At 49.7% G+C, this 26,853-nt stretch carries 29 protein-coding genes; 18 read left to right on the plus strand and 11 right to left on the minus strand.

Going from position 1 to position 26,853, the window contains the following annotated elements:
- The first annotated feature begins 185 nt into the window (after positions 1-185).
- A complete protein-coding gene (locus L21SP2_RS15710) occupies positions 186-569 on the plus strand; it encodes a hypothetical protein (RefSeq protein WP_144083037.1) in 384 nt (127 codons plus the stop codon).
- Here L21SP2_RS15710 and L21SP2_RS15715 read toward each other — a convergent pair.
- On the minus strand, positions 512-784 hold the full coding sequence (locus tag L21SP2_RS15715; protein WP_041401746.1) for a hypothetical protein: 273 nt from the start codon (positions 782-784) through the stop codon (positions 512-514). The two genes, L21SP2_RS15710 and L21SP2_RS15715, sit on opposite strands and share 58 nt — an antisense overlap.
- A gap of 201 nt (positions 785-985) precedes the next feature.
- On the opposite strand from L21SP2_RS15715, the gene L21SP2_RS15720 reads away from it, so the two are divergent.
- Positions 986-2,326, plus strand: coding sequence for an MATE family efflux transporter (locus L21SP2_RS15720; RefSeq protein ID WP_024269570.1), 1,341 nt, complete (start codon positions 986-988; stop codon positions 2,324-2,326).
- 55 nt (positions 2,327-2,381) lie between these two features.
- Here L21SP2_RS15720 and L21SP2_RS15725 read toward each other — a convergent pair whose 3' ends face one another.
- A complete protein-coding gene (locus L21SP2_RS15725; RefSeq protein ID WP_024269571.1) occupies positions 2,382-4,103 on the minus strand; it encodes an AMP-dependent synthetase/ligase in 1,722 nt (573 codons plus the stop codon).
- A gap of 201 nt (positions 4,104-4,304) precedes the next feature.
- Here L21SP2_RS15725 and L21SP2_RS15730 point away from each other — a divergent pair, with 201 nt between their 5' ends.
- Positions 4,305-6,440: a methyl-accepting chemotaxis protein gene (locus L21SP2_RS15730; protein ID WP_024269573.1), complete on the plus strand. Its 2,136-nt coding sequence runs from the start codon at positions 4,305-4,307 to the stop codon at positions 6,438-6,440.
- Between the two features lie 191 nt (positions 6,441-6,631).
- Positions 6,632-7,420 carry an alpha/beta fold hydrolase gene (locus L21SP2_RS15735; protein WP_024269574.1) on the plus strand — a complete coding sequence of 263 codons (789 nt, stop codon included), beginning with the start codon at positions 6,632-6,634 and terminating at the stop codon, positions 7,418-7,420.
- Between the two features lie 127 nt (positions 7,421-7,547).
- Here the strand turns inward: L21SP2_RS15735 and L21SP2_RS15740 are convergent, their stop codons facing one another.
- From L21SP2_RS15740 to L21SP2_RS15750, 3 genes are all read right to left on the minus strand, one after another.
- Positions 7,548-8,294, minus strand: coding sequence for a GDSL-type esterase/lipase family protein (locus L21SP2_RS15740; RefSeq protein WP_024269575.1), 747 nt, complete (start codon positions 8,292-8,294; stop codon positions 7,548-7,550).
- An 82-nt stretch (positions 8,295-8,376) separates the two neighbouring features.
- Positions 8,377-9,192 carry a hypothetical protein gene (locus L21SP2_RS15745; RefSeq protein ID WP_024269576.1) on the minus strand — a complete coding sequence of 272 codons (816 nt, stop codon included), beginning with the start codon at positions 9,190-9,192 and terminating at the stop codon, positions 8,377-8,379.
- A 104-nt stretch (positions 9,193-9,296) separates the two neighbouring features.
- On the minus strand, positions 9,297-10,163 hold the full coding sequence (locus tag L21SP2_RS15750) for an acyl-CoA thioesterase (protein WP_024269577.1): 867 nt from the start codon (positions 10,161-10,163) through the stop codon (positions 9,297-9,299).
- A gap of 144 nt (positions 10,164-10,307) precedes the next feature.
- On the opposite strand from L21SP2_RS15750, the gene L21SP2_RS15755 reads away from it, so the two are divergent.
- Positions 10,308-10,766, plus strand: coding sequence for a DUF1801 domain-containing protein (locus tag L21SP2_RS15755; RefSeq protein WP_024269578.1), 459 nt, complete (start codon positions 10,308-10,310; stop codon positions 10,764-10,766).
- 159 nt (positions 10,767-10,925) lie between these two features.
- On the opposite strand, the gene L21SP2_RS15760 is transcribed toward L21SP2_RS15755, so the two are convergent.
- Positions 10,926-12,116, minus strand: a complete 1,191-nt coding sequence (locus L21SP2_RS15760; RefSeq protein ID WP_144083039.1) for a hypothetical protein — start codon at positions 12,114-12,116, stop codon at positions 10,926-10,928.
- Positions 12,117-12,237: 121 nt separating this feature from the next.
- Between L21SP2_RS15760 and L21SP2_RS15765 the strand changes: the two genes are divergently transcribed.
- From L21SP2_RS15765 to L21SP2_RS15775, 3 genes are read left to right on the plus strand one after another with little or no spacing between them, the layout of a single operon-like run.
- Positions 12,238-12,543, plus strand: coding sequence for a helix-turn-helix transcriptional regulator (locus tag L21SP2_RS15765; RefSeq protein ID WP_024269580.1), 306 nt, complete (start codon positions 12,238-12,240; stop codon positions 12,541-12,543).
- A complete protein-coding gene (locus tag L21SP2_RS15770; RefSeq protein ID WP_024269581.1) occupies positions 12,540-13,565 on the plus strand; it encodes a response regulator transcription factor in 1,026 nt (341 codons plus the stop codon). The genes L21SP2_RS15765 and L21SP2_RS15770 overlap by 4 nt, the downstream gene beginning before the upstream one ends.
- A 43-nt stretch (positions 13,566-13,608) precedes the next feature.
- On the plus strand, positions 13,609-13,803 hold the full coding sequence (locus L21SP2_RS15775) for a YwbE family protein (protein ID WP_024269582.1): 195 nt from the start codon (positions 13,609-13,611) through the stop codon (positions 13,801-13,803).
- A 17-nt stretch (positions 13,804-13,820) separates the two neighbouring features.
- Here the strand turns inward: L21SP2_RS15775 and L21SP2_RS15780 are convergent, their stop codons facing one another.
- On the minus strand, positions 13,821-15,224 hold the full coding sequence (locus L21SP2_RS15780; RefSeq protein WP_024269583.1) for an Nramp family divalent metal transporter: 1,404 nt from the start codon (positions 15,222-15,224) through the stop codon (positions 13,821-13,823).
- Positions 15,225-15,795: 571 nt separating this feature from the next.
- Here L21SP2_RS15780 and L21SP2_RS19115 point away from each other — a divergent pair.
- The gene (locus tag L21SP2_RS19115; RefSeq protein ID WP_024269585.1) at positions 15,796-15,918 is read left to right on the plus strand and encodes a hypothetical protein; all 123 of its coding nucleotides are present in this window, start codon (positions 15,796-15,798) and stop codon (positions 15,916-15,918) included.
- Here L21SP2_RS19115 and L21SP2_RS15790 read toward each other — a convergent pair.
- Positions 15,915-16,799: a hypothetical protein gene (locus tag L21SP2_RS15790; protein ID WP_144083040.1), complete on the minus strand. Its 885-nt coding sequence runs from the start codon at positions 16,797-16,799 to the stop codon at positions 15,915-15,917. The two genes, L21SP2_RS19115 and L21SP2_RS15790, sit on opposite strands and share 4 nt — an antisense overlap.
- Positions 16,800-16,901: 102 nt before the next feature.
- Here L21SP2_RS15790 and L21SP2_RS15795 point away from each other — a divergent pair, with 102 nt between their 5' ends.
- The gene (locus L21SP2_RS15795; protein ID WP_024269587.1) at positions 16,902-18,248 is read left to right on the plus strand and encodes a solute carrier family 23 protein; all 1,347 of its coding nucleotides are present in this window, start codon (positions 16,902-16,904) and stop codon (positions 18,246-18,248) included.
- 156 nt (positions 18,249-18,404) lie between these two features.
- Here the strand turns inward: L21SP2_RS15795 and L21SP2_RS15800 are convergent, their stop codons facing one another.
- Positions 18,405-19,397: an NAD(P)-dependent alcohol dehydrogenase gene (locus tag L21SP2_RS15800; protein ID WP_169730502.1), complete on the minus strand. Its 993-nt coding sequence runs from the start codon at positions 19,395-19,397 to the stop codon at positions 18,405-18,407.
- Positions 19,398-19,550: 153 nt separating this feature from the next.
- Between L21SP2_RS15800 and L21SP2_RS19315 the strand changes: the two genes are divergently transcribed.
- The 4 genes from L21SP2_RS19315 (at position 19,551) to L21SP2_RS15820 (ending at position 22,417) form a co-directional block, all read left to right on the plus strand.
- On the plus strand, positions 19,551-19,742 hold the full coding sequence (locus L21SP2_RS19315) for a GyrI-like domain-containing protein (protein ID WP_081719667.1): 192 nt from the start codon (positions 19,551-19,553) through the stop codon (positions 19,740-19,742).
- Positions 19,743-19,829: 87 nt separating this feature from the next.
- Positions 19,830-20,708 (plus strand): homocysteine S-methyltransferase family protein, encoded by an 879-nt coding sequence (locus L21SP2_RS15810; RefSeq protein WP_024269591.1) that lies wholly within the window; start codon positions 19,830-19,832, stop codon positions 20,706-20,708.
- 156 nt (positions 20,709-20,864) lie between these two features.
- Positions 20,865-21,917 (plus strand): ACR3 family arsenite efflux transporter, encoded by a 1,053-nt coding sequence (arsB, locus tag L21SP2_RS15815; RefSeq protein WP_024269592.1) that lies wholly within the window; start codon positions 20,865-20,867, stop codon positions 21,915-21,917.
- 44 nt (positions 21,918-21,961) lie between these two features.
- Positions 21,962-22,417 (plus strand): arsenate reductase ArsC, encoded by a 456-nt coding sequence (locus L21SP2_RS15820; protein WP_024269593.1) that lies wholly within the window; start codon positions 21,962-21,964, stop codon positions 22,415-22,417.
- 9 nt (positions 22,418-22,426) lie between these two features.
- On the opposite strand, the gene L21SP2_RS15825 is transcribed toward L21SP2_RS15820, so the two are convergent.
- Entirely contained in the window at positions 22,427-22,852 is a 426-nt protein-coding gene (locus L21SP2_RS15825; RefSeq protein WP_024269594.1) for a DUF2784 domain-containing protein, read from the minus strand.
- A 131-nt stretch (positions 22,853-22,983) separates the two neighbouring features.
- Here L21SP2_RS15825 and L21SP2_RS15830 point away from each other — a divergent pair, with 131 nt between their 5' ends.
- The 4 genes from L21SP2_RS15830 (at position 22,984) to L21SP2_RS15845 (ending at position 25,820) form a co-directional block, all read left to right on the plus strand.
- Positions 22,984-24,375, plus strand: coding sequence for a dihydrolipoyl dehydrogenase family protein (locus L21SP2_RS15830; protein WP_024269595.1), 1,392 nt, complete (start codon positions 22,984-22,986; stop codon positions 24,373-24,375).
- Between the two features lie 2 nt (positions 24,376-24,377).
- Positions 24,378-24,854, plus strand: a complete 477-nt coding sequence (locus L21SP2_RS15835) for a MarR family winged helix-turn-helix transcriptional regulator (protein WP_024269596.1) — start codon at positions 24,378-24,380, stop codon at positions 24,852-24,854.
- Between the two features lie 61 nt (positions 24,855-24,915).
- The gene (locus L21SP2_RS15840; RefSeq protein ID WP_024269597.1) at positions 24,916-25,380 is read left to right on the plus strand and encodes a DUF1499 domain-containing protein; all 465 of its coding nucleotides are present in this window, start codon (positions 24,916-24,918) and stop codon (positions 25,378-25,380) included.
- On the plus strand, positions 25,377-25,820 hold the full coding sequence (locus L21SP2_RS15845; protein ID WP_024269598.1) for a hypothetical protein: 444 nt from the start codon (positions 25,377-25,379) through the stop codon (positions 25,818-25,820). Before L21SP2_RS15840 ends, L21SP2_RS15845 begins: the two co-directional genes overlap by 4 nt.
- 9 nt (positions 25,821-25,829) lie before the next feature.
- Here L21SP2_RS15845 and L21SP2_RS15850 read toward each other — a convergent pair whose 3' ends face one another.
- The gene (locus tag L21SP2_RS15850; protein WP_024269599.1) at positions 25,830-26,753 is read right to left on the minus strand and encodes a LysR substrate-binding domain-containing protein; all 924 of its coding nucleotides are present in this window, start codon (positions 26,751-26,753) and stop codon (positions 25,830-25,832) included.
- Between the last annotated feature and the right edge of the window lie 100 nt (positions 26,754-26,853).

A 26,853-nucleotide genomic window follows, 5' to 3' on the forward strand; every position in this document is an offset into this window, starting at 1 on the left:
TGAAGCCATCAGCGACTGTATCTGAGATGTTTTTCAACCTTTCCGGTTTTACCAATTCACATACAGGAGAATACAACTGGTATTCCTGTTTCTCCAAGCGTTTACCCGAATTTTCAGTATATCAGTAATTCCGGCACTATAATTAAACTATGATACATATTCGGGAAAACAGTAAGGAGCGGCTGGTGATTGAATCGCCTCCCACTCTGAATCGGATCATCGGGAGTGCATTTCTCATCATAGGTACACTCATCACAATCAGTATGGTCACCGACTCAAATATGGTGAATCCGGCCATGAAGATCATTGCAATTGTGCCTGGACTTGTCGCAGTAACCGGACTTCTGTTTCTCACCCGGGGGAATAATCCGGACCGGATGGTGCTTAATAAATCGAAGAATCTGATAACCATCAGTATCCAGAACAAAACCTTTTCAAAAGCCGAACCGGTGACCATTGACGTGAATGACATTGAAGAGACGGTTCTGGGGGACGGTCTTGTAGGCGGAGATCATTCAACGGGCAGCTCCAGAACGGGAAGCAGACGATTACCGCTTTTCAGCTCCTGAATGAGACCGAGAAAAACTGCTTCGGCACGTCCTTTATCCCGGTATTTTCCCAGGGTGACTCCCATGGGATGCTGGGTTGAAACCCCGGTAATTTTACTGTTTTTCAACTGGATGTCATCCACACGGATAACCGCATCCCGTGACTGATTGATTATTAGCATCTGATACTCCTGAGATGATTCTGACTGGGACATATAAATTGCTGCATCTGCCATCTTTTGAGTATACCCGGTTTCCCGTTTCAGGGAAATGCACCCCCCAAATACCAAGCCCGGGACATCAGACGAAAGCCCAGCCCTATATCTTGTAAATACCTCTAATATTTTACATAATGCTGGACACTGATCGCGAGGGGCAAGGGGTTTGGATATCCTTTTCCGGCAGGGTGAACATCAGAATTACGGGGTGGTATAACTGTGTACAGGAATCTGAAGGATCTATTGCGGCTTACCTGGCCGCTGCTTGCGGCGATGATGGCCGGCCGGCTGTTCGGTATTGTGGATGTAGCGATGGTGGGGTCCCTGGGAACTGAGGGAATAGCCGGGCTCAGCCTTGGGCTCACCTATTACAATCTGTTTTATTACATAGTCGTTTTCGCATTTCTTCAAAGCAACCTGATTCACTTTGCGAAGTATTCCTCTCCCGAAAAAGGTGCGTCGCTCAGAAATTACATCAGTCACGAAATCATTCTGGGAATTCTTCTATCTCTTCTGGGATTACTGCTGCTTGGCCCTACCCTCTGGGGGCTGCGGTTTCTCACAGACTCTCCTCAGGTACTGTACCATTCCAGACGCTACCTTCTCATCAGAACCATAGGAGTACTGCCAATGTTTCTCATGGCAATGTACAGTAAGCTTCTCATTGCCGTGGAGCGAAACCAGCTTTTACCGGTTTTTACCGTTATCAGTTTAGCCTTCAACGTGTTTTTCAACTGGATATTTATTTACGGAAACCTGGGTTTTCGATCCCTGGGAGTTCTGGGAGCCGGGTTGGCATCGGTACTTTCCATGATTATTCACTCTGCCATCCTGATCTGGTACTTCAAATATGTTACCAGGAATTTTCAGGCCGGAACCAAACCGTTTACCTTCTCCCCGGCCATTCTCAAAGAGCGGTTTGAATTGAGTTTTACCATCATGCAGAGCCGGCTTTTTGAACAGGGATCCTGGACGGTATTCGTAAGTATCATCTCCGGCATCAGTCCGCTGGCTTTGAGCATCCATGAAATATGCATGCGGGTAAAGGACTTCATCCTCATGCTTTCCGGACCGGTTCGGGATGTGACAATGTCCCAGGTCAGCAAGAAAATCGAGAAAAAACAGGAAGGAGCGGCAAAGCAATCCTGTATTACCGGTGCTGTTTTTCTCACCGTCGTCATGGGTACTCTCGGAATGGTAATGATATTTTTCCCCGAACCTTTTCTCAGACTATTCACAGACACAGCTGAAGTAATCGAAATGGGCAAAGGGTTATTCCTGATCATGGGGCTGTATCAGATCGCCGATGCCCTGTTTATCAGCTTTCAGGGCGGCTTGCTGGGGATGGCGGATGTGAAATTCGTTCGGGATATCAACATTCTCAGCGGTTGGCTGTTTATGGTTCCCCTGGTTTTACTGTTTATTCATGTTTTCGGATGGGGCGTCTATGGAGCATGGGCGGCCTTCGCACTGACCATTGTTATCCGGGCGGTCATATTTGCCGTCCGCTTTCTCCAGCGGAGCTGGATTCCCGAAGCGCCCCCGGCAGCAGAGGCTTAACTGTATTTACAGCTGAGATATCGGGTAAAAACCGGGTAGCCTGGGGATAACCCGGTCATTCCTCGCTGAGTTTTATATATTCATGAAAATCTTCGTTCACCTTCTGACGCTTTATTTTTTTCGTGGTAGTCATGGGCATTGGCTCCCCAAGTACATGGATAGCTTCTATTCTTTTGAAGGGAGGCAGAGTCTTATTCACTTCCCGGGTAATATCATCATAACGCATCATTATTTGGGAGTAATTCTTCTCGGCAAGCAGCTCTTCTCCCGGATAAAACACCACCTCTATACCCTCCGTCCTGGTGGCTGCATTTTTTTCAAAACCTTTAACAAGGATTTGTTCATACCCATCATACAGTTGAAAAGCATCTTCCAACTCTTCGGGATACACATTCTTGCCGCCCTCGGTAACTATTAGCGAAGACTTGCGTCCGGTAAGATATAGGTAATTTTCCTTATCAAGGTATCCTGCATCACCTGTAATAAGAAAACCGTCCTCCGTGAAGGCCTCAGATGTTGCCTCTTTCTGCTTAAAATAGCCCTCCATGATGTTAGGACCTTTTGCAACGATATCCCCGATCCCATCGCTGTTCGCATTTATAATTCGCAGATCCACTCCCTGAAGCACCTTGCCCACCGAATTTTCCTTATACTTCTCTTTGGGGTTCAGTGCCAGCATCGGGGAAGCCTCGGTAAGTCCGTACCCCTGAACAAAGTCGATTCCGAGCTGGTTGAATTTTCTGAACGTGGATGGAGCAAGGGGCCCGCCGCCGGAAATACAAATTCTGATGTTCTCAAGCGAGGCCTGCTTAAGCAGGAAACGAAACATCCGCTTGCCCGGATTAATTCGAAATATTTTTTTCATAAAACCGCTTATAGTCATAAGCGTACGGATCGCTCCATAGGCAATTATCCCCTTTTTTCTTACGCCGTCGAGAATACCGTTTATGAGCTTATTAAACAGAAGGGGTACTCCAAGAAACATGGTCACTCCGCCCTGAGCAAAATCTTTCATGATTCTTGAAAACACCAGCTGCTTGCCAAACACAATTTCCGCACCCACAAAAATTGCTTCCAAAAATACCGCCGTCATGGTGTAGGAATGATGTATTGGCAAAAGGGCATAAAACACATCAGTCGGGTATATCTGTAAATTCCCCTGGGCAAGCCACACATTACTCGAGAGGTTGCGGTGTGAAAGCATCACCCCTTTAGGACTGCCGGTGGTGCCTGAAGTGTAGAGAATTGCAGCCAAATCATTCTCAGAGGGAGTATCCGGTTCAACTGTATGCTCCTTCTGCTCCAAATCCAAAATATAATTTTCCGAGCCGCTGCTCAAAGAAATAACGTCGATATTCTCGCAGGAATTTCGCAGTCCATGGATTTTCTCCATATCACTGAAAACTATTCGGGACCCGGAGTGTTTAATAAGACCCGCTGCCTGTTCAACTGAAAGCCCCTGATCAACCGGCACAACCACTGCACCAGCTTGAAGAACCGAAAGATAGGCAATTGCCCACTCAGGTGAATTCTTTCCGGTCACGGCAACCCGATCACCTTTTTGAACTCCCATAGATCTGATATGTTCGGCAGTACTTTTAATTAATTGATCTGCCTCAGCGTATGTAAACCGAATTTCTTCTGGATAGAAGGAGGTGAATGCGTAATTTTCGGGAAAGCGATTAACAGTAATAGCGAACATTTCCGGAATAGAAGGCCATTCGCCATCAAAGTATTGCCCCCGATACCCGTCCAGTAATTTCCATGGTGTATTCATATTGTTTTCCTTTGCTAATGAGCTTGTCGTCTTTTTTCAATCTTTCCAGCATTTTAACCGGTGTAAACCTACCGAAACTTTTTCCCTGATGCAAATACATTTAGCTCTTCACCTGTTGTTCAAGGTAGAAATATTCTTGTCTTCCCGCTACACATTATCTATACTTTTTTTATGTAACTGCGTTCAAAATTTACCTTATTATTGCTGCCGATTTTTCTGGTTCTTGCAGGGGGTGTTACCCTTTTTACAGTTCGTTCATGGAATCAGGAGATACAGAACAATCTGAGTGAAACTATCAGCTCTACTTCCCAGACTATACAGAAAATGGTGGCATCGCGAAGCAGATTGGCCGTTCAATTTGCATCGATTTTTGCGGACCTGGAATCCGTTAAAACCGCTTACAGCATGGAAAATGAAATTGAAGCTCGAAATCTGCTCGAGGAGACAGTCGGCAATCTCACCCAAACTGTTCAGGCCAACAGTGGAGCTGCATCTTTCCGCATACATTTTCACAAAGAACCTGCCCGAAGCTTTTACCGTTCATGGACCGATACATGGGATGATGACCTCACAGGCTTTCGTTCCACCATTCGTAAAGTGTATGAGACTGGTGAGGCAGTTCGGGCGGTGGAGATCGGACGGGGAGGGCCGGTTATTCGGGGGATTGTTCCCGTACGGATCGATGGGAACCTGGTCGGTTCAGTAGAACGCTATTACTCTCCAATAAATCTTCTCCAGTATTTGGAAAGTGAAGGGATTAAACGAGCAGCGGCATTATTAGTAGACGCCGAAAAAGCCCGTCAGATTTTCTTCACAGAAGATCTTGAATCGAATTTCGTCGGTGAGATTGGTCCCATGCTCATCAGTGAAGTGAGCGAAGAATGGCTGGATCCACAATCTGTTTTGAATCCTGAAGATATCCAACAGGCCCGGGATGAAAAGCGTGTTGTAATTAAAACTGAGGGCAACTACGGTGTTGGATACATTCCCCTGATCGATTTCAACAATGAGGTGGTTGCTCTTTTCTCCATTGTTCAGGATGAAACTCGAGGACTTGAACAGAGCCGAATTATTGCACTTATTATCGGCATCGGCATCTTTTTATCCGGAATAGTCTTAGTCCTGATGGCACGGTTCTTTCTGCGCATACTGGTAGTACGGCCTATAGAATCTGCCCGCCGCGTATTGGATGACATGGCTAAAGGCAATGCAAATTTGTCATCACAACTATCAATATATACCAATGATGAGATTGGAAGATTGAGTGAAGCTTTCAACCTGGTGCTTGGAAACCTGGCTGAAGCTGTTCAAACTGTAAAATCCACAGCCCATCAGGCAACAGAAATCAGCAATACTCTTTCAATAAATACCGATTCCACAATCAGTTCTCTTGAAGATGCTGCAATCGAGACTAACGGCATGAATGTTCAAAGTGCCAATCTAATGGAAACCGTGGAGAAGACTAAAACGATTACCGGAAACGTGCTACAGGAATTGAAGAAAGTTGAATCAGCGGTTAAAAACCAAAATGAAAGTGTTGAAATAAGCTCAAGCTCGGTTGAAGAAATGGCTGCAACTGTAGACAACCTGGCGGAGAGTACGAAGAGCAGGGTTGAGCTTGCGAAACAGGTGAGCGATGCATCAATTGAAGGCCGTCAGGAGATGGAAGAAACCCTGAAACGAATTCAGGAGGCTGATAGTTCCACAAACAGCATTCAAAACCTGCTTGGGGTGATCAATAAAGTCTCCAGCCAAACAAACCTGTTGGCCATGAATGCTGCCATTGAGGCGGCGCATGCCGGTGAATCCGGCAGAGGGTTCGCCGTAGTTGCAGAGGAAATCCGAAAGCTGGCCGAAGGTACTGCAGGGAATGCCCGTCAGATAGGTGACGAAATGAAGGGAATTGTGGGCATTATCAGTTCCTCCGCAGAAAGCGCGGAGCATTCCCAGCAACGCTTTGAAAAAATTGTCAGTGGTGTGGAAGATCTTTCGACTGCACTAAATGAAATGAGTGCAAGCCTGGACGAGATGACGGTTGGAAATCAGGAAATACGCAGCGCCCTGGTACAGCTGAAAGACTCCTCTCAAATTGTTCTTCAGCTTGCAAATGATCTAGGGGATTTCATTCGTCAGGTCGACCAGCAAATGGATGATGTTGCCGTTGGATCTTCAAGCACCGCCGAAGCCATAGACCGGGTAAACACAGTTCTTTCAGAAATAAAAAAAGGCACCGAGTCAGTAAAAGAGCTGGGAGAAAAAAACCAGCACATTATCCAAAGTCTTGAAGAGACAATTACGAAGCTTGGACAGAGCGAGAGTGTAGATAGTCCAAGCTAAATTTTCAGATGCTTAGTTGGAAGTGTATTTGTTTTCGGTTGATATAAAGTTCCTCCGGTTTTCCAACACGTCGGGTCTATAAAACAGGGATCTGAACACAAAACATTGCTTGACAGTATGCTGAACCGGGAGGATGATAAAAATGAGAGCTAATTCGGCCAATCTTTCATCACGCTTCAAGGAGGATATTCATGAGTCATAACAACCTGAAAACCATATCGGCAGATGGAAATGCGATTGCCTACCTTGAGAAGGGCAGCGGACCGACGGTACTCTATATTCACGGCAATACTGCATCCCACATCTGGTGGACCGAGGTTATGGACTTACCCGGCTACCGGGTGATCGCAGTTGATCTGCCCAATTGCGGTGCTTCCGAGCAAATTGATACCTGCTCTCCACCTGCGTACGGCACAATTCTGCTGAGCTTTCTTTCAGAACTGAATATATCCGAGGCGGTAGTGGTTGCCCATTCCCTGGGTGGGGCAGCAGCATATGAAATGGCAATCACCGCGCCGGAAAAAATCAAAGGTCTTTTCCTCCTGGATGCCTGCCCGGTAAACGGACTGAAGACACCGAAAATTTTTCACCCGATGATCAAGAAGTATTTAACCGACAGAGAATTGTTTAAAAAAGCCATGAAGTCGGTTATGGGATCACGGGGAAGCGATGAAGATCTTCTGAACCTTTTGGTGGACGAAGCCTACAGGATGAACCATAAATGCTTTATCGGCCATGCGGAACAGCTGGGCAAGGTGGACTATCGGAAAACTGCAGGAAAATTCACCGGTCCCGTCCGCTTTTTTGTGGGGGCCAACGATCCTATCATCAAAGAAAAACATGCTAAAAAGACCATGAAATATTTCAACGGCGACTATGAAATAATTCCCGATATCGGCCACAGCCTCCAACTTGAAAAGCCTGAGCTTTTCATTGAGAAGCTGTCATCCTTTCTCCGGGATATCTACGCACGCAGCTGAGACCGGAGGTTTCTGTCGGAACTCTTTTCGGGGAGGAACAGCATCGGGATCCGCTGCGTTCAGGCCGCAGACGTAAAATATTGCATGCAGCCATAGCACGTCCGGCTGGAAGTCTTCCTTGAAGCCTTCAAAATTGTGAGGTGATCTCTGCCAATACCGGAGTTATCAGCTCCCGCCAAATATCATATCCGGCCTCATTCATATGCAGCCGGTCCTCTTGAAAATAGGCATCACTGACCATGCCGTCTTCGTTGAGAAATTCATCCCAGCTGTCGATCACACGGGCATGCGGATCGCTTTCTGCCATGGAAATAATTGCCCCGGCCAGCTCCCTGTATGCATCCCGGTACTCCCAACGGCTTCCGCTGGGTTTGGGAAGAACAAAAATCACCGGAATATCCCCCAGATCCCTGCGGGTACGAACCAGGAATCGGGTAAAATCATCCGCAACCTCGTTCACGGTTCTTCCGTCATAGATATCGTTGTCCCCCTCGTACACAAATACGGCCCGGGGACTGTAGTGGAGTATCAGCTCATCATAGTTTTCCAGAACATCCGACATTCTTGATCCGCCGAAACCCCGGTTGATCACTCCATATTCTGCATACTCATCTTCCAGCCCCTCCCAGAGCCGGAACGATGAACTGCCTGCAAACACAATTGAATTTTCCGGTGGATGACGGTGAACCTCAGTTTCACGAAACGCCTGAATCTCTTCATGAAAAAGCCCGGGCTTCTGTGTCACTTCGCCTTCGGGAGGCTGAGGAAGCGCATCTGCAGTACTGGTACATGCGCTCACCATCAGACTGAACCAGCTGATAATCAGGAAAACTGCGGCCAATAATCTGTTACCGTTATATTGATGTTTCATCATTCAACTGCATCCTTTGGGATAAGCGCTTCCGGGCACCGTCATGTTGGCGGCACCCGGATTATGGAACGAACAGACCCGATATTTACGGAGCAACAATAAAGCTTCTCACATCAGGAAATGCCGGGGAGTATTGGGGAATAATGCTGGGCGAAGCCCCCTCTCCTGCAGGAAGATTTGTGAAGATTTGCCCCTCTGCGCCATCGATGTACATCCAGGTACTGGCTTCGCCCTCCCTGGAAGTCACACTCCTGGACACATAATGGGAGTACACTTCAACATATGGAAAATGGTTGCCGTCCCAATCTCTCAAGCTTTCGAAAGTGTAATCTGTGGCATCCCCTTCAAGCCTGGTTCTTCCGAATTCAAACTCATAATTGTCGGTAAATCCCCGGTATCCGTAGGCTATGCTGTATTCTGATGGAACATCGGAATTAAGAGAAACGGTGTAGCTGAGCTGGGTATCGCTTTCGGTGAGCTGGGTTCCACGGGAAGGCAGGGAGGGGCTCAGAGAATATTCGGGAAACCCTTCCGGTATTTCGCCGGAGAGTTCATAGCTTCCGGCCAATGCATGCTTGGCACTTACCTGAATGCTGTCCCCGGCTGATGCGTTGATACTCCCAATATAATAGAACTGTTTTGAGCCGTCAGAATACTCAATATCCTGCTGGTCCAGCTTGGTGCCGTTTACCGTGAAGGTCGCATTTTTCAGGGATTTGTAGTCGTCATTATTATTCCAGTAGTACATATCGGCATAGACCCGATAGATACCTTCACTTCCGCTGGGGTACATGGAAACATACACGTTCAAATCTTCTCTGGGTACACCAAGAAAAATATTTGAGCATGAACTGAATAACAGAACCGCTGCAACGAGAAGAAAACCAAGTTTTTTCGTCATATTGACTCCAATAAATCTAAATTTGTGCATCAACTCATTATACCCGTATATGTTATGGCGTCAAATCAATTTCCAACCTTTTCGCCAGCCTGAATCCTGCCTTATCAGCCCGAAAGCCTCATGAGCCCCTCCTGGCTGGTGGAAGCAAGCAAATCTCCGTCCCGGGAAAAAATCTGTCCCCGGACGAAGCCTCTGGAATTGCCGCCTGAAGGACTTTCCATTACATACAGAAGCCATTCATTCACATTCACCGGTCGGTGGAACCACATGGCATGATCGATGGTGGCGATTTTCAGACGGGGATCGGACATGGAAATACTGTGGGGCTGCAGGGCAGTTGTAAGAAAGCGGTAATCCGAAGCGTAGGCCAGCACTGCCTGGTGAAGCTTGAGGTTATCTCCCAGGTCATCTTTCGCCCTTATCCATATACGCCTGCTGGCCTGAATGTCAGTAGTGTCAGATGCGCTGTCAGAAGCACCGGGATGTACCGTCCTGGTATCTATGGGCTTATGATATATCAATGCCTCACGCAGTGATGCGGGAATATGTTCATAGTTTTTCTCGTAAAATCGGATATCCGGTTCAAGGGTTTCGGGATCCGGTGCCTGGGGGAACTTCCCATGTTGGTGAGACAGTTCTCCTTCCACAGTTTGAAACGAAGCGGTCATGTAAAAAATTACTTTCCCGTTCTGAATTGCCTCGACCCGACGGGTGGAAAAACTCTTTCCATCCCGCACCCTCTCCACATCGTACACCACAGGGGTTTTCGCATCACCGGGCAGCAAAAAATATGTGTGAAGGGAATGGGCAAACCGCTCGCCGTCAACCGTTGCATAGGCCGCAGAAAGCGCCTGCCCGAGAACCTGCCCCCCGAACAGCGCGGGAAGTCCGAGATCCCAGCTTTGTCCCCGAAAAATACCCCGCTCGATTTTTTCCAGATCCATGAGTGTTGAAAGCCTGATATCATCCATACTGTGTGCCCCTCTTTCTCTAAACCTGTCTGCGGCGCCAAAAATAAACCGCTGCAATTTCTGCATATGTAGCATTCACAGAATTTCAATGAGGTTCAAGATTTTCTGACCGTTTTTCTATAAAATAAAGTATGGAGGAAAAATATGACATCCAATGCCAACAGTGTAGAAGAATATCTGGCAGAACTTCCGGAAGAGCGCCGGGATGTGGTGAAGAACATCCTTGATACCTGGACGGCGAACATGCCCGACGGCTTTGAGGTGGGGATCCATTACGGAATGATTGCTGTGGTTGTTCCGTTGAGCATGTATCCTCCGGGGTATCACTGCAAAAAGGATGAACCGCTCCCCTTCTTTTCCCTGGGATCTCAGAAAAATTCCGTGAACCTGTATCATTCAGGGATCTACAGCAAACCTGAACTGGAAGAATGGTTCAGAAATGAGTGGCCCAAACACATGAGTACCAAGCTGGATATGGGTAAAAGCTGTATCAGACTGAAAAACATGAAAAAGATCCCATATGAACTCATCGCGGAGCTGGCCCAAAAAATGGGACCGCAGGAGTGGGTATCAATTTATGAAAAAGGCCGTGAAGAGAACTGACCGCTGCTCAATGCATGAATAGTCCCCAAACCCAAAAAGAGGCGGCCCATCATAGGCCGCCTCTTGCTTCAGATACTTTTTATTGCTCTTCTATGGCATTTTCCAGACCCCGCTCCTTTTCTGCCACTGACTCTGCTACTGACTCTACCACTGACTCTACTACTGGGCCTGGATTTTATCGTAGGTGAGCGTGGTGCTCCCGGTGATAATCGTCAGGGTATCGCCGGAAATACTGTAGGTCCAGGTGAACGTATTCAGGGTCCAATCTGAAGATGATGTGGCGGGAGATGTATTGCTCAACTGATTCAAAATCATTTCCCCGTCCGGAGCATTATATCCCACATCCAGACCTCCGGCATCAAGCAGCTTATCACCGCTGGAAGGTCCTGCAGTGGAGTCCGATTCAGAATATGACCACAATATTATGTTCCCCGCCAAGGGGCCGGTTACCACCGACTGTCCGGAGTCAATGAGCCCGAAAGAAGATGCAATATCCATTGGTGAAATGTGGATGTAGTCCGCCATACCCGATTCCTTCCCGGTGTATTCCCACCAGCCGAGAACACCGCCGAAATCCGGTGCACCCGGTGCTTCACGGGTGAAGTGCTCCTCAACGGTATATTCCACTCCGTCGATAGTCTGCGTCTTGCTGAGAATCAGATCACCGTTTTCGGTTATTTCATAATTTTTCGGCCAGTTTGAAAAACCCGAGTTGCGTGAACCGCTGCGGGGAGAGGTAAACACCTGATTTTGTCCGGCTGTCTGGAGCATACCGTCTTCGGTAACACTGATGCTGGTCTCGATTGTCGGCTCAGAGCTTATCTGTCCCGGTTCGCCCAGAGATCCGTCAAAACCATGGGTATCCCACATAATATCTGCGGCCACAACCACCGAGCCGTCTTCTGAAACGGTCATCCGTGTGGGGAAATGCTGAAAGACAGAATCGGGAAAAAACACGGAATCTGGAAAGAAGAATGAATCGGGGAAAAACGAAGAGTCAGGGAAGAATACACTGTCGGGAAAATAAAACACTGAGTCAGGATAATAGGCATCGTTGGGATAATAGGCATCGGAAGGGTACCAGCCCTTATCTGTAATAAACACCGAATCCGGGTACTCCAACCCTTCAGCGGCAAATACCGAGTCGGGCCAGTAGAGGGTATCCGGAAGTGAGTTTGTCACCTCCTGCCCATCCGCATACACGTCAACATCCGTCAGCCACCAGTCTCCGGCCAGTTCCTCAAGTACCGCAGAGTTGTCGATCCCGGTGAAGTCACAGGAGGCCAGGAGAAAAGCTGCCGGAATAAGCAAAAGAATAAAAATTTTTTCATGAATTTGATACTGTTTCACAGGTCTCTCCTTTATCTGTTGAAGAATGTATCCCTCCCGGAAATCCAATACCATAGGCGATTTGTCAGGTTTTTTGGCCATAGCGTGTTATATTTTATGTGACGTGCAGACAGGGAAGCTTATGCCAGGGTATGTTCAGAAATTCAGAATCGAAGACCGGACGGTATTAATCATTCCCATGGACACTGATGTCCGGAGTCCGGCTGCCGGTTTCCACACCCGATTTACCGACATCGAGCGCCAGCTTGTGGCCTGCCTCAGTAAAGGTTTACATGATCGGGAGATCGCACGGAATCGAAGAACCTCGGTAAGCACCATACAGAACCAATTGCACGCACTCTATAAAAAGGCCGATGTGTCGGGCCGTGAAGAGCTTCTGGCAAAGATTCTTTCACAACACAAAAATACCCGGGAGCAGAAGCCGTGAGCCGTTCTCCGTTCGCTCTCATGGACAGCATCTACCGCCTGGACCTCAATCAGGAACAGTGGACAACAAATCTCGCATCAGAAATACAGAGACAGCTAGGTCTGGGCCCGGGCCTGCTGAAATATGACTTCGCCCTTCATGAGCGTCGCATTCGTGTGGGCAGCGTGGCTGCTTTCGGAGATATAGATGAATACAGAAAATTGACTATCCCCTTTCACCGTGAGGTCTCTCCGGAAATATACTGGCCGGTATTCCGGAAAGGCACCCACTGCAGCACATCCAGGACGATGCTTGCCGCAGATGATGTATCGGAACAAAATCAGGAAATCTTGGATCTGACGCTTCAACACCTTGGATACTCGGATATTTGGGCCCTGTGCGCAGTGGAGCCGGATTTTTCAGGATCCGTTTTTGCCGTTCCCGTTCTGCCGGGTGAGAAAAATCGCTATCCCGTAGAGGATGAAGATTGGACCAAAATTGCAGTACATATCGCCGCTGCAACCCGGCTGCGGCGGCACTTTCCACACATGGATTTTTCGAATCATGAGACATATTCAAAAAGGGATATGATAATGTCTTCCGTGGGGTCCAACGCAGATCCCGGGGCCGATTCCCGGCAGGCTGATCTCGGAGAAGAGATGTACGAAGCGTTGGTACGAACAGTACAAACCGTTTCAAAACACCGAAAACTCAAGACTTCCAGCCAACTGATGGATGTCTGGCCGGGACTGGTCCAGGGCAGATGGAGCCTCATTCCCGTGGAAGGAAACCGGGGCGAACGCTACATGGCAGCCGTCGAAAACCCTCCCAGGATCGCAAAGGACCATCGCCTTACAACCCGGGAAAACCAGGTGGTCCAGTACGCAGCCCAGGGACAGAGCAACAAGCAAATTGCCTATACCCTTGGTCTCTCGGTCAGTTCTGTGGGCACATATCTTTCACAGGCATTGAAAAAGCTGGGTATTTCCCGGACCGATCTGATAGTATTCATCAAGAAATTGCTTGAGAACCACAGGATGTGAGTTCTCCGATGGATGCAGTCCGATAAAGTAATGAGGAAAACGAATGGACGGAAAATACAGGTCAAACATTTATCCCGGAGCCAAAGTCTCAATTGTATTAAAGGAAGATCAGCGAAGCGGAAAACTCACGGAAGGTGTGGTTCGGGACATTCTCACCAAGTCCCCCCGCCACCCCCACGGCATCAAGGTGCGACTTGAAGACGGGCAGGTGGGAAGAGTCAAAGAAATTCATAGCTGACATACCCGGTGGGTCCGTCATGCCGCACCGGAAAAGATATACACCGCCGCAAACACGAGAAAGAACATCCCCGCAAGAATCATGGAAACGGAACTGAACCAGCCCGGTCGGTGTTCCAGGGGCAGCTGTATTCTGATAGCTGCGAATGCAGTAAACACAATGAAGGGAGTATGAACTGCAGCGATTATTCCTGAGGCAGACATTATTGCCACCGGATCCTTGAATATCAAAAGTATCACCACAGGCACAACCCCGGTGATCAGCCCGATATACCAGCGCTTCAGCACATTTCTGTTCCAGATCGCCCTGCTGCTCTTCTGCTCCAGGATTTTCACCAATTTGGGGCTGGCAGGAAGCTCATCCGCAGAAGATTTGGAGAGCAGCATGCTGATATCCGCAAAACTCCGCCCCCATCCATCCTGATTTGCGAGAATGCTTCCCCCGAGAGCCACAACCAGGGATGCAATAATGAGAACTTTACCCGCATCCCCCCAGATTTCAGAAAACAGCCGGCTCAGGTCCAGCGCCACATCCTTTCCCTGGGGAAGAATCCCTGCGGGACCAAGAAGCTCCGCACCCAGAACAAGAAAGGAAAAGATCACCAGAAGCCCGGCAAGAACCGCCAGAGCGGCGGTTTTGGAAGCAAGGTTTACCCATGCCCGGATGCGATATGTTTTATCTCTGTTCCGGAGCTTTCTGTTTGGATCCGGAGGACCCGGGCTTACCTGATCACTCAGACCGCCGCCGAACCCCTTGGAAGCTGTCCAGTAGCTGAACCAGAGAATGCCCATGGAACCAGCCAGAATGGTTCCCACCCAGGGAAGAATTATATAGATGTCGGGGTCTTCGGGGACAGACGGCACAATATTGGGTAAAACTTTAGGCAGGGCGGGAAACACAACTGCCGCGGAAACCACCGCCATGAGCATCAATGCTATGGCCATCACCTGGCTGATCCGCTCCAATGCATTGTAGCTTCCGCTGACCGTAATAATGCTGCTGAATATTACGAAGGCAATTCCGTAAAGACTTCCGCTTCCGGGCAGAAAACTCTGAAGCGCGCTTCCGATAATCGCCGATAGTCCCGCAATACCCACGGCAGCAGCAAAAAGCTGGGGTATGAAAATTACCCACACCGCCCAGTTACCCGGTCCCGGCAAGCGCTGAAGCCCCTCGAGAATGCTTTTTCCGGTTACGATGGGATACCTGGCCACTTCCTTGATCATGATCCACATGAAGAAAACCACCAGAAGGAGTATCCACAACAGCTGGAAGCCATATGCGGAACCCACCCGGGGAGTAAACAGAACCGATCCGGTACCCACGGCAGAGAGCATCCAGAGAAGTCCCGGTCCGTACCAGGAAATCCGCTTTCTTCCCCGGGGTTCTTCAGGTGCTCTGTTTCTCACAAGATACTGCATGCTTCCTCCTCCGGCGCAGGGTGTTTTTGTTCACTCTGCAATGGGCAGGAAGCTAATGAAATCTTTGGAAAATGACAAATCAGCGGACAGGACCCGTACGGGGTGGGTCGGGTCTTTAAAAAGATCAATGCGAATTGTACCGTTGCCCGTTGATAGTTCTTTTGAGGCTCCTCTATTGCTCTTCTATTTCTCTTCTGATGCACTTTTGGGAGACGTTTTCCCGTGTTTTTCAGGTGATATCTGCGCCGGGCGGATTTTCTTCGGCTTGCACAGTTTCTTCTTCTTTTTCGCACTTCGCTTGCATTTTTTACAGATATACCGGTCATTTTCATGATTTTTCATCAGATAATCGCGTTTTTTCATTTCACAGCGCTTCATATATACGATTATACTTCATCCAAAAGGCGAAGCGCATATTTCTGTACTCGGGGCCGACATTCTCTTGTCCTTATTGTTCAGTCAGCATCAGCATCCAGAAAAATCTGCGCTCAGTGATGACTTTTTCTGCTCATTTTTTATATTTAAAGATATGAATCAATTTATCAGTACTTAATTGCTTATAAAGATCCTGGTGTCCACAGGCATCCTGATTCTGAATCTGATTATTCAAAAGATCACCCATATCCCCAACAACATGATCTACCAGAAAGTAGTGCGGACCTACGCCAGGAAATCCGGTACCCGGGAGGGCTAATCCCCGGCTGAAAAAACATAACGTCTTCGCCAGTCCCGGGATTCACCGGGTTTCAGTTCAATCTGAAAAAATAATTCCGGACTAATAACGTGCTTCCACCCCCAGAGGTTTACCTTGCTGACGGTAAAATCCCCCTCCTCTCTGATACTGATTTTTTCCTTACTGCAGCGCAGTGTCCAGCCCGCGGGCATTCCTTCGGACGGGCATAGGTTGGTGAAAAAGAAGGGTACAGTGTTGCCTGGATCGAAGGTGACAACGTTTTCTCCGAAGCGCACAATTCCGTCGGGATCAACATATTCAATGAACTGACCTGTGTTCAGGGGAAAATCAAACTCAAGTCTGTAGCCGGGTCCCACGGAGCGGCCGTTACAGGCGGCAAAGTTATGATTGTACTCTGAGGTTGTCAGCTCCTTCTCCCCGGTGTTGGAAAGGCTTGTGAGAATTTCAAACCCGTCCCCGTGCAGTGAAAGGCGCTTTTCCAGGCGGTGCGCATAGCCGTTCAATACGCTGCTTTCATACGAACTGCGGATACTTTGTCCGTCATGCTGCCATGTGAACGGATAAAATTGAGTTTCAGCATTCCGAAACGGGCTGTACTCTGAAAACTCTTTTTTTACCGTACCCACACCGATTTTATGAAACCAGCCCCCCAAAGGAGTTTCTGAAAATCCCGGAGGTTTATCGATACTGAACTCACTGAAAAACCCCCGGCCGGCGGTTTTCAGATCGCCTCCGTCGGGGTATTCGCTGCTGCTCATACGAATATTTCGAAAGAACAGCCGGGTAATCTTCATGGTCTGATCAAAACGGGGAGAAAGGTATCCTGTACCGGGTTTTTCGATTTCCATGCGGATGTTTTCATTCGTCAGTGTAACAGTCACAAGGCAAGCATATCCCTCAGTGGGGTTCACCGCAAGCAAATATACAGCTTCCAGCAACTCCCGGCTTTCGCTATACTGTGGAAAACCATAGGAGTCAAACTGATGTCAAAAGATTTTCTTGATGTCGGCGAGAAGCCAGCCATCGGCCGATGGATACCACTGAGCTTTCAGCACGTGTTCGCCATGTTCGGCGCAACTGTCCTTGTACCCCTTCTTACCGGACTGTCACCCTCAACCGCCCTGTTCACTTCAGGAACAGGTACGCTGCTCTACATCCTGCTTACCGGCGCAAAGGTTCCGGCATACCTGGGATCCTCGTTTGCATTCATCCCGCCTCTCATCGCAATCAGCGGTGCATACGGAGTTGCGTACGCCATGGGCGGCGCATTCGCCGTGGGCATCTTCTATCTGCTGATCGGACAGATCATCCGGGTTGCAGGTACGCACTGGCTGGACAGACTTCTGCCCCCGGTGGTAATTGGTGCAGTCATCATCGTTATCGGCCTGAAGCTTGCGCCTACTGCAATGGACATGTCGCTGTACCGCACTGCCGCTGACGGTTCGCAACTGTATTCCCTGAGCAATCTTGCAATTGCGGCGGTGACCATGGCAATTGTGATCGTTTCCTCGGTTGTCCTGAAAGGATTCTTCACGGTAATTCCCATCCTCATCGGGATTGTGGGCGGATACCTATTCACCCTGGTTATGGGTTCGTTTCTGCCCTCCTTCAACATCATTGATTTTCAGGCAATCAGAGATGCGTCATGGTTCGGACTGCCCGCACTGGTAATGCCGAAATTTTCCTTTGTACCGGTGGTCACATTTTTACTGGTGTCTCTTGCCACAGTTGCGGAACATCTGGGAGATACCCTTGTTCTCAGCAAGGTCGCCGGAAAGGACTTTTACCGGGATCCCGGTTTACACAGGACGCTCAGCGGCGACGGGCTTGCTACAGCCCTGGCATCCCTGTTCGGCGGTCCGCCCAACACGACATACGGGGAAAATATCGGGGTAATGGCCATGACACGGGTGTACTCGGTCTGGGTGATCGGCGGGGCGGCAGTGTTTGCCGTAATTCTGTCGTTTATACAGAAGTTCGGCGCAATCATCTCCACCATTCCCACTCCGGTAATGGGAGGGGTCTCAACCATCCTGTTTGGTATTATCGCATCCGCAGGTATCAGGACCGTGGTGGAAAGCGGTGTGGATTACAGCTGCAAGAAAAACCTGACCATCACATCGGTAATTCTCGTGCTGGGAATCGGCGGCGGAAAAATCTTCTTCCCCATGGCTGAGGGCCTGAATTTCGAGCTCAGCGGTTTGGCTCTGGCCACTTTGGTGGGAATTATCCTCAATCTGATACTCCCCAAAACACTCAACGTCGGAGCAAACGAGGAAACAGCCGAAGAGATGATCGAAGAGGATCTTCATAAGCATCCCCGGACCTGATTTGAAACAAATCGGATCCTGAACAATAGCGACGGAGTGCATGCCTGCAGGGAGAACCTCCCGGGACATGCACTCCGTACCGTACCGCCCTTCTTTTTCCACAGCTACATTACCGGCGGAAATTCAATATGCTCGCCCGGTAATATCCTGCCGTCTTCAATTTTGTGCGGTCAATACAATATTGCCTTGTTTTACACCCGATTCTGCAAACCTATGAGCCTCCGCAGCCTCAGAGAGGGGAAAGCACTTGTGGATCACCGGTGAAATGCAGGCCGTCCCGGTAAAATGGATAAGTCTCTGCAGCTCTTCCTGCGACTGGGACGATGAGGTAATGTTCAGCTTCTTTCCCAGTAGAAGCCTGATAAACGGTGCAAGGAGCAGATGTCTGATGTACGCAAATGCGAGAAAGTAACTGCCTCCCGGTCTTACATACCCCAGCCTTTTCAGTACGCCCCGGCCGCCCACCATGTCGATTGCAGAATCAAACTCACCCGTCGAACCCGGAGATTCGTCCGAAGCATAATCAATCACCCGTTCTGCCCCCAGATCGGACAGCATCTGAAGCTTGTCCCCCGAGTCCACTGCAGTAACACGGATCCCCATGTGGCGGGCAGCCTGGAGTGCGAAGCTCCCGATGCTGCCCCCTGCGCCGATGATCAGCAGCTTATGACCCTTTTCCAGCTTTGATTCCTTCAGATAGTGAAGGGCTTCCATGCCGGCGGTGGGCAATGCGGAGGCTTCTACCATGCTCAGGTTTTCAGGTTTACCCGCCATCACTCCCGACATTTCATCAGGTGATTCAGATACGCAGATATACTCGGCATATGCACCGAACCTGAACCCCGTTGTTCCGCACAGCATATCCCCAACACTGAACTTCGAGACAGGAGATCCGGTTTTCACCACTTCCCCGGAAAATTCCTGCCCAGGAATCTTTATGCGCCGGGGTTTTCTCCAGCCTGCATAGAGCCGAACCGGCAAAGATAGTCCCAGCGGCAGTTCCAGTCTTCGCATTTCACAATCCCCTGCAGTCACTGAAGCTGAGTGAATCTTAAGCAGTATTTCGTTCTCCCGGGGTACCGGTGTTTCAATTTCCGACGGGACCAGGACCTGGGGCCCGCCATAGCCGGTCCAGATGACAGCCTTCATTTTCACCATCCTTTCTTCAGGCGGCCGAAGGAACAGTTCACCGGTCACCTCTTCGTGCATTATACATGCGATGGAGTAGAATATGAGTCATGAAATCTTTTCCTTGACCCTCCCCGGCTTGAAAAAGACCGGCTGGAAACGATTGAAGACTGAATATCTGTACAGGCTCTCCATCCGGGACCATATTCCCAGGAGGCTTCAACAATAGCCGCAATGCATCATTTTGCAGAACAACAAGGCTATACCCTCCATGGAAGGCACAGGGAAATATACCTCAGTGATCCCAGGCGTACATCTCCTGAAAAGCTGAAAACAATGATCCGGCTGCCTCTAAAAAGAAACTGATAGCGGCGCCCTTTCCATCCGATGGAATATCTCATAGGATAACATCAGGAAACTTCAGGCAAGGCGGATCCCGCAGGAGGCAGCCGGATGATCACATTAATCGACGGAGGGATGGGACGCGCACTTCATGAAAGGGGAGTTTCGCTGGATGCTCCGTTATGGTCGGCCAGGGCATTTCTTGGAGATCCGGATCTGATAAAACAGGCGCATCTGGATTATATCCAGGCCGGAGCAACGGTTATTACCACCAACAGCTATGCACTGACCGATTACTATCTGGGCCGGGCGGGGTTGCTGGGCAGAAAACAGCAGATGCTGGAGCAGGCCTACCAAATTGCAGATCAGGCAAGAACTGAATCCGGCCTCAACAATATCCGGATAGCAGGCAGCATTCCCCCTCTTAACGAATCCTACCGGCCGGATCTGGTACAGCCGGACCAACTGGAGCGGGAATATCCTCTTTTAATACAGGCTGCGGCTAGCAACGGAGCAGATTTGCTCCTTGCGGAAACTCTATCCAGCATAACCGAAGCGGAATCCGTTCTCACACACGCACACCCTGTGGAAATTCCGCTGTGGGTAAGTTTTACCGTTTCCGCAGACGGGACCCTGCGAAGCGGGGAATCCATACGCGATGCCGCCCGGCTGTGCATTAATTGCGGGGCAGATGCAGTGCTTCTCAACTGCTCAACACCGGCAGCCATAACCAAAGCAATGAAAGAACTCGCCGGTGAACTGCGGGACACAGACCTGAAATTCGGGGGCTATGCCAACAGATTCCGGGAGGTTTCCAGCGAATTTACCCTGGAAGGCGGGTTGAATGAACTGAACACCGGCCTGAGCTGTGCTTCCTATACCGATACCGTCTCGGCATGGATTGATTTGGGCGCAACAATCGTGGGAGGCTGCTGCGGTATGGGACCCGATTATATCCGGACCATTTCGAACAATTTCATCGAATCCTGAGTGCTCCAGCTCCGCCCCGTTTCCAGCTTTTTATGAGAATTCTGTTAAAAACACGCTGCCTCCTGATTTCAGCCAGAATATGCCTTCCGGAAGGATTGAAATTATTGTCATTTAGCTATATGTCTAATTGTAATATCACTGACAACCGGAGAACATATGTCTGAATCAACAAGCGGAATTTCCTTCTTCGAAAAATACCTGAGCGTCTGGGTGTTTCTCTGCATAGTTGCAGGGGTGAGCATCGGGATATTTATTCCGGCAATTCCCCAAACCCTCAGCAAATTCGAGTATGCCAATGTTTCCATCCCCATCGCAATTCTCATATGGCTGATGATTTACCCCATGATGATGAAAGTGGATTTCTCCACCATCGGCAGCCACCTCAGAGTTCCGAAAGGGTTAACCATTACTCTGATCACCAACTGGCTCATCAAACCGTTCAGCATGTTCGCCATAGCACTGCTGTTCTTCAAGCTGATATTTTCCAGTCTGCTCACCGATGCCCAGGCGAGTCAGTATATTGCCGGAGCGGTGCTCCTGGGTGCAGCCCCATGTACTGCCATGGTATTCGTCTGGAGCCACCTCACAAAAGGGAACCCGTCCTTTACCGTCCTGCAGGTGGCAGTGAACGACCTGGTGATCCTTGTTGCCTTTGCTCCCATTGTGGCCCTTCTCCTGGGAATCGGAGACATTTCCGTCCCCATGGATACCCTTCTCCTCTCGGTGCTCCTGTTCGTGGTAATCCCCCTCACCCTGGGAGCCGCAACCCGGAATCTGGTGATTCGGAAACGGGGAAAAGAGCATTTTGAGAACAACTTCCTTCCCAGATTCAACGGAGTGACAACCGCAGGCCTTCTGCTGACCTTAATCATTATTTTCTCGTTCCAGGGAAGCACTATAGTTGAGAACCCGGGCAATATTGTTCTCATTGCAATTCCCCTGATTATTCAGACGGGCTTCATCTTTGCCTTCGCCTATCTCTGGGCGTATCTTTGGCGTACCAGCCATGAAATTGCCGCTCCTGCCGCCCTCATCGGCGCAAGCAACTTCTTTGAACTGGCGGTAGCAGTTGCCATTGCGGTTTTCGGACTCGAATCCGGCGCAACTCTGGTGGCAGTGGTTGGCGTACTTGTTGAAGTCCCGGTAATGTTATTTCTGGTAAAAGTTGCCAACAGAACCAAAAAACAATTCAGCCTCAGGGCACAATAAACGGATCCGGAATCGGATACACCAACGTACACACGGGAGAAAAGATGAAAAAATCCATACTTATCGTCTGCATTCACAACAGCGCACGCAGTCAGATGGCGGAAGAGTTCTTTCGGAAATTTGCCGGGGATATTTTCGAGGTGGAGAGCGCAGGAATCGAACCGGGGAAATTGAACCCCATGGTGGTGAAAGCGTTGAAAGATGAAGATATCCACATAGACGGGAAATCGACCCAGAGCGCTTTCGATCTTCACCAGGCCGGCAGGAGCTACGATTATGTGATCACCGTCTGTGATCCTGAAGCCGCCGAGCGCTGTCCCATCTACCCAGGTACAGTTAAGCGGATGCACTGGCCGTTCAAAGATCCGTCATCCTTCACCGGAAGTGAGAGCGAGCGGCTGGAAGGAACCAGGATTGTCATGAATGAAATCAAGGATCGGGTCCAGGGCTTCATCCAAGAATACCGGGCAGATCCGGACAAGGCGATTCAGAACAATTAGAAACTTCACCTATGCATCCGGCCCGGCGCCGGGTGCATTGGACGCTCTGCGTTTTTTTCTATCCAGTGAATCCCGAATATTCAGCCAGACAGTCAGCAATATCAGAAGAATAAAGATCACCAGAGTAACATCTGCTGTGACGCGGTACGGAGGATCAATCCCCGTCAATTCACGAACCAGAAACTGGATGTACGAGCGGTGCACCGGAGGATTGCCGAGGAGCCTTCGCACATCCCAGTGCCAATCCGTGCAGAAACAATATCCGAAGCCGTACCAGAAGCCCAGAATACCCCAGGAAAAAAGCGTAAGACCAATCGTGATTAAATGGATTTTACGTGTCTTTTTCCACATCCAGCCCAAAAGATTAAACAGCACAAACACTGTATGAAATATGAGGAAAAAGCGGTCCAGGAAATGGAGCAGGCTCTGACTCATACACATATACTATAGGTTTGCAGAATAATTTGCCATTCAATTTACGATGTACTATCCTGTAATTATATCTTGTAAGATATATCTTGCAGAATATACATGCAGCAATATTTCACGGCTGTCAGGAGCGTAATATGAAAACAGACTTTCTGGTGATTGGTGCCGGTTCAGGCGGAATTACGGCAGCTGTAACCGCAGCAGGGTTCGGCAAGAAGGTGCTGCTGGTGGACAAGAACCTCCCCGGCGGGGAATGCACCTGGTCCGGCTGCGTACCCAGCAAAGCCCTGATTCATCAGGCTCATGTAAGTCATATTGCCTCGCAACAGGTACCGGGGTTTAAACCTGATACCCGTAAAGCCATGGCCCATGTTCATGACGTGCGGAATACCGTCTACTCCCATGAAAGCCCCGAGGCCCTGGCGGACATGAACATTGAGTTTTTGCAGGGCCATGCACGGTTTATCGATCCCCATACCGTAGAAGTGGGAGAGAACCGGATCCAGGCCTCCAGGATCATTGTAGCAAGCGGGTCTTCGGCGTTCATCCCTCCGGTAAAAGGTCTCACCGGGCTTCCGTATCTTACAAATGAGAACATGTTTGAACTGGAAGATCTTCCCGATTCCATGATTGTTCTGGGGGGAGGCCCCATAGGAATAGAACTTGCTCAGGCTCTCAACCGCCTGGGCGTACGGGTGGAACTGGTGGAGATGGCCGAACGCATTCTTCCCAGAGAGGAAGCTGAGTTCGCCCTGCCCCTCAGCGGCAAACTGGAAACTGAAGGGGTGAAGATCCATGCCGGAACCCGTGCAGTGAGCGCAGAACAAACCTCTTCAGGGGTAAGGTTAACCTGCCAAAACGCTGCAAATGAGGAGCTGAGCCTGGAAGCAGAACACATACTGGTTGCGGTAGGCAGGACCGCAAATGCAGAGCACCTCAACCTTGAGGCAGCCCGGGTGGAGTACACGCCCAAGGGAATTTCGGTAAACCGGAAAATGCAGACCAGTCAGAAACACATTTATGCCATAGGCGATGTTGTCGGCCCCTGGCTGTTTTCACATATGGCGAACACCCAGGGAATTCAGGCTGTTCAGAACGCCATCCTCCCGTGGAAACGCAACGTGAGCAGCGAGACTCCGGTGTGGGTCACGTATACCGAACCCGAGCTGGCCAGGGCGGGGATGAGCGAAGACGAAGCCCGGAAAGCCCACGGAAATTCCATCAGGATGTACCATTTCGATATGAATGATCTTGATCGGACCAGAACCGGAGGACCAAGCATCGAACGGGTGAAGCTGATCCTGGACAGGCGCGGACGGATTCTGGGAGCAAGCATCCTGGCGGACAGAGCAGGAGAGATGATAGGTGAAATTCAGGTAATCAGAAAACTGAAAGCAAATTTCGGAAAGCTTGCGGGAATTGTGCACCCCTACCCCAGCTATTCGGAAGTATTCCAGAAAATTGGAAAGCGGGTGGTTGTGGACAACCTTCTCAATCACCCTCTCGTTAAGTTGTTCAGGAAAAAATAGGAATGATACGGGAAGAGTATAAATTGGAGAATCAGCTTTGCTTCAGGGTACACCGCCTATCCCGTCTTTTTATTAAGATGTATCAACCTCTGTTGAATCGGCTTGGAATTACCTACCCTCAATATCTGGTGCTTCTGGTGCTTTGGGAACGGGGAAGCATTGATTATCAGGAGCTGGCCGACCGTCTGGAGCTGAAAACCGGTACCCTGACACCGATCATTCAGCGTCTGGAGAAAATGGATCTGGTCCGGCGAAGCAAAAACCCCGTCGATATGCGAAAAACTGCCGTGTCTCTCCGGGACGGGGGAATCGCTATGAAAGAGAAACTGGAGGATCATGCCGAGGAGCTGAGCAAACTCCTGGACAACCTGGATACAGGCAGATATGAAAACTTTGCAAAAATGGTTGATCAGGTTACAGATGATTTTTTCCGGCTGGGGTCCTATATCTCAGAGTATGAAAGCCAATATGAAAAATAGGGAAATAAAAGATAATCCTAAGACCGGGCAGCAAAGCCCCACATTACACAGGAGAATACGTATGATCGTACTTTATGTCATCGGAGCCCTCATTGCAGCGGGGGCAATTCACATGATCGTTCAGAACAACCGAATTCCCCGGAACATCGGAGGGCAGGACGGACAGCTTTCACCAATGCCCGCATCACCCAACGCCGTAGCCAGCTATGCACAAAGTGAGGATAAAAAAGTAGATCCCCTGCCGCTTTTTGAATCTGCACCCCGTACCCTCGATTTGCTGAAGCAAATCCTGTCCGAACACGGCGCTGAAATTATCAGCTCCGATGAGCGGTATATTCATGCCGTCTATACCACCCCGGGTATGAAATTTAAGGATGATGTGGAGTTTCTCATACTAGAGGATAAGAACATTGTGGATTTTCGCAGCGCTTCCAGAGTCGGTCAGTCGGATATGGGTGTTAACCGCAAGAGATACGCCCGAATCCGAAGCCGCTATCTGGAGCTGTCCGGGAATCAGCAGCAGTGAACCCTGAAAAAGAGCAGCCCCGGATCGGCGGGCCATTTTCTGCCGAACTCTCAACAGGAAGCGCCGCCCGGAGGCGGGCGGAAGAGCTGTTTTTTACCCGCAAAAGTCTCGACTCAGGCAGGATCAGAAAACCCAGAGTTAATTGTGCCGAGGCGTTGCTGAGAGCATATCTTGGGGATAATGCGGAGCTTCCCGCACAAGCCGAGGATTTTCATGAACTGGGATATGGAAATGCCGATGGCGGCCGCTGCGGCGCCATGGTGGCCGGTGAACATATTCTGAAGCTCCGCTCTCCCGGGGAGAGGGAGCGGTTCATGGAAAACTTTTCAGCTGAGGCAGGAGAAATTCACTGCAGAAGCATCAAAAGGCATACCGGGACCAGCTGCGCACAGTGTGTCTCCATCGCCGCCTCCCTGCTGGACAGCATGTTGTCCCCCTGAAGAATCTCATCACTCTATACATCCGTTTTCCAGAGGCCTCAACGACATGCTTCCCAGGCAGTAGCTGCTGATTAACTCCGCCAACTCATTCAAGAGATTCAGGCGGGGGTGTGTGCGCCGGTACAATAGGGCGATATCCCTGCCGAAATCCGCATCGGCAACAGGAATATAGGAAATTCCCTCCTCAGGTTTGGAAGGCACCGCAAGCTGGGGTATCAGAGTGATACCCGTCCCCATCCGTACCATCTGCCTCAGGGTTTCGATGCCTGTAGCCCGGTACTTCTCCCTCTCCCGGGCCCCATAGCGAAGACACAGATCCAGAGCCTGATCCCTGAAGCAGTGTCCGTCGCTGAGCAGCAGCATCTCCTGACCGTCCAGGTCTTTCACCGCAATTTCCTCCCGTTGCCCCCATGGATGCCGGGATGGAACCGCAACCACAAAACTTTCCCGGAATATGGGCACCACGCAGTTCTGGGCTTCCTCCTGGGGCAGTGCCAGGAACGCACAGTCCAGTTCGCCGTTTGCAAGCTTTGCCTGGAGCTCTGCGCTTTGCTCTTCCAGCAGATAAATTTCCAGATCCGGATATGTTTCGCTGATTTTTCGGGCTATCCGGGGGAACAGCCATGGTCCCAGAGTGGGAAAGATACCCACCCGCAGGGTACCCGAGTAAGGATCCCTTGCAGCGTTGGCTTTCTGTTCCAGCTCCTGGACTCCCCGAAGGATTTTTTCCGCCACCTGCAAAGCTTCGCTGCCGAAATCGGTGAGAAGCACCGACCGGGTGTGCCGTTCAAAAAGAGGATGCCCCAGTTCCTCCTCCAGCTTTTTGATCTGTCCGCTCAATGTCGGCTGACTTACATTGCAGCGCAGGGCAGCGGCCCGGAACTGACCCAGCTGGGCAACCGCCTGAAAGTATTCTATATCACGTATATTCAATCTATCCCCCGGATAATTCGCTATTACCTATCAATCATATAAAAACAAACGATTTTACACGAACATATCATCTATGAGATAAGGTATCAACAAACAATCA

The sequence above is a fragment of the Salinispira pacifica genome (assembly GCF_000507245.1).
In the GTDB taxonomy this organism is placed as follows: Bacteria; Spirochaetota; Spirochaetia; order DSM-27196; family Salinispiraceae; genus Salinispira; species Salinispira pacifica.